The organism is Geomonas sp. (assembly GCF_056994735.1).
Genome location: NZ_JBXKJL010000382.1, coordinates 1 through 3197, shown reverse-complemented (window position 1 = coordinate 3197; position 3197 = coordinate 1). Strand labels below are relative to the sequence as shown.

Below are 3197 nucleotides of genomic sequence, written 5' to 3'. Positions count from 1 at the left end.
TGGCAAGAAGCAGACAGGAATTGAGGCGATGCTCAAGCATACTGTCACCACCCTTCCCTGCCTACGCCACCAGCTTAAGCCTGCGGCATAGCTTTAAGAATGACCCCGAAGAAAGATATAAGAGCGTCTTAAGAAAATGTCGAAATCGAGGAACGCTCTAGCTACGACGAGGGTACACTCTAGCGAAGGGCGGGACGTGTAAGTTCGCTGCAGACTTGCGAGGCTTGAACTGGACCGCGGCACCCCGGGCACTTCATACATGCATCCGAGACGCACACATTCGCTCTCCTGACACCACTACTTAGGCCCCAACGGTCAAAAAAGCCAGAATCACTCCCTTGGCCCAAGGGGATCTAGCCCTTTGCCCGCTTCATAAGACGAACGGGCCAGCTAATACCTGTCATTTGCAGAGCCTACAGATAACCCCGCCTTCGGTGCTCCTCCTCTTGTCGTGTCCCTCTTCGACTCTTGCGAATGAGTATAGTCAGACACTTGCCAGCCTGTCAAAGGTACCCCTAGCCGAACTGGCGGCTTGTACAAGCGTATTAGGTCCATGAAGAATCCTTCAGTCACGGTAAGGAATCTACGCGAAGTCACGTAACCCACTGCAACCATTACTTTTTACGCTATTTATTTAAAAGCATTAATAATACTGCGACGATAAACGCTCTATTCTCGTGTCTTCCGCGCTGGCAGAAATCTGTGCCCTTTCTCATCTTTTCTTCTATTCTCGCAGTCAATCGGCTTATTGTATTGTTTTTTTGAGAGACCTTTCACTGCGGGCAGCGGAGGAACCTCTGATGAGAAACCTGAACTCCGAGCCGGTCAGTATGAATGTTCACATATCGTGCGCCAGGGAAGCCTGGTCAAGGAGGAGGTGGTGAATATCGGCACTGAAACCTTGTAGTGGAACCCAGTGGGTAACCAATCCCGCCCGACCAAGGCTGGCCACCAGTCGGAAGCGAGTCTTACGTGGTGGTGAGGTAACTCACGCTGCGGAGCGTAGACAGCGAGTGTGCAGGCCGTGTGATGGAGCCCCGAAATAACTTCCACGTGGGAGCCGACGCTTTCATATGGGCGGAAGGCGACATCGAGACGTCGAAGGGCTGCTGATAGGAGACGGAAAGAGGCATGGTCTGCGGTAGTCGCGTGCGACGAAACATTCGGAGTCTCTGACGGGTCCTCTGAGCGCCCATGGCCTGACGTGGAGATCCCGCCGGGGTCTAAGAGCAGGGCATGCACACAAGGGGTTCCCCAGGAACCTGGGAGGCCCTCTCGTCTCCACGGAGAGGAGGTGGTACCGCCGAGCAAGGCAACGGAGTGAGGTGGGATGGGCGAGAGGGAGTCGGAGTACCTCATAGTACCCGAGAAGCAGGGGAACCCGCCCCAGGGGACCCTGTGGAGGGAAGGGGGTACCGAGTTATGGAGCTGCGGGAGGGAAAGATGGCGGGAAGATCGAGTCCCACAGTCGTCTCAACGAGACTTCAGCAGATAGCGGAGCTGGCGAGGCAGGCGCCGGAGATGGTGCTCACCACCCTGGCCCATCACATCGACGTCGAGCTTTTGCGCGAGGCGTATCGGCTAACCCGCAAGAGTGGTGCTGTTGGTGTGGATGGGCAGACGGCGGCAGCGTACGCCGAGAACCTTGAGGAGAATCTCCAATCGCTGCTCGACCGGTTCAAGTCCGGTACCTACAAAGCACCACCTGTGCGGCGGTCGCACATTCCGAAAGGCGAGGGCACCAAGACCAGACCGATCGGGATACCGACCTTTGAGGACAAGGTGCTCCAGAGGGCGGTGGTCATGGTGCTGGAGGCGGTCTACGAGCAGGATTTTCGGGATTGCTCCTACGGGTTTCGGCCGGGCAAATCAGCGCATCAGGCTCTGGAGGTCCTGTGGAAGGGTCTGATGAACATGGGTGGTGGGTGGGTGCTGGACCTTGATATCCAGAGGTTCTTTGACACTCTGGATCGCAGGGGTCTGCGGCGTTTTCTCGACCAGCGGGTGCGTGACGGTGTACTTCGACGTGCGATCGACAAGTGGCTGAAGGCGGGAGTGCTTGAGGATGGAAGCGTGATGTATCCTGATGCTGGCACTCCCCAGGGTGGGGTAGTGTCGCCTCTTCTTGCCAACATCTACCTTCACTATGTGCTGGACGTGTGGTTCGAGGATGTGGTCAAGCCGAGACTACGGGGTCGGGCGTTCCTCGTCAGGTACGCTGACGATGCTGTCTTGGTGTTCGCCCTTGAGGAAGATGCGCGACGGGTACTCGGTGTGCTGCCCAAGAGGCTCGGTAAATACGGGCTTTCGCTGCACCCGGAGAAAACCCGTCTGGTTCTGTTTCGGCCTCCGTGCAAACCTCTGGGAAGAACTGAGCCGCCCGGAACCTTTACCTTTCTCGGCTTTACCCATCACTGGTGTCGATCTCTCAGGAACCGGTGGGTCGTCAAGCGCAAAACCGCGAAAGATCGGTTCTGCCGTGCCCTGAAAGAGATCAGTCGGTGGTGCCGATTCAACCGACATCGGCCGGTGCCGGACCAGCAGCAGATGCTTGCCTGGAAACTCCGGGGCCATGCCCAGTACTACGGGATCACCGGCAATGGGAACGCGCTCTCACGATTCTTTCAGAAGGTCGTGCGGGTGTGGCGCAAGTGGCTTAACCGTCGCTCGCAGCGTGCAGGGCTGCATTGGGAGCGGTTTAACCGCCTGCTTAAGCGCTATCCTTTGCCTTCCCCAGTTGTCGTCCATTCGGTATATCGCCGCGCAGCGAATCCGTAACTTGAGGAGCCGGATGCGGGAAATCCGCACGTCCGGATCTGTGGGGGGCCTGGGCAGGTAACTGCCCAGGTCTACCCGACGACCCATCCCCAGATTCTGTGGTACCCTCGATTCACCAAGGTCGGAGCCGGTGATGAAAGGTGAACATCCATACCGGCCCGGTCGGCATTTAGGTTTCTCATCACGAAGTAGAAGAACGGTGCCAGCCTGCCGTAGAGGTCCACGCTACCCGGCTCCGGTTTCACAAATCTGAAACGTGCCGAAGGCCAGACCCGAGGCAAATCGCTTCGCCCGCCGCCTGAGTCCCAGTTCTGCTTGGCAGAGTCAATCCCCCCGCAGGCCCACCTTTGCCTTCGCTCCGCGCTGGTGTAAGATAAACTCGGACAATGTGGCCTCCCCGAGTCCTACAAGAGAATCAG

1 protein-coding gene is annotated in these 3197 nt (G+C 57.5%); it reads left to right on the top strand.

Annotation, left to right across the window (positions count from 1 at the left end; all coding sequences use genetic code 11):
* The first annotated feature begins 1521 nt into the window (after window positions 1-1521).
* Entirely contained in the window at window positions 1522-2778 is a 1257-nt protein-coding gene (ltrA, locus tag AC11W3_RS16440; RefSeq protein WP_484093378.1) for a group II intron reverse transcriptase/maturase, read from the top strand.
* The last annotated feature ends 419 nt before the right edge of the window (window positions 2779-3197 follow it).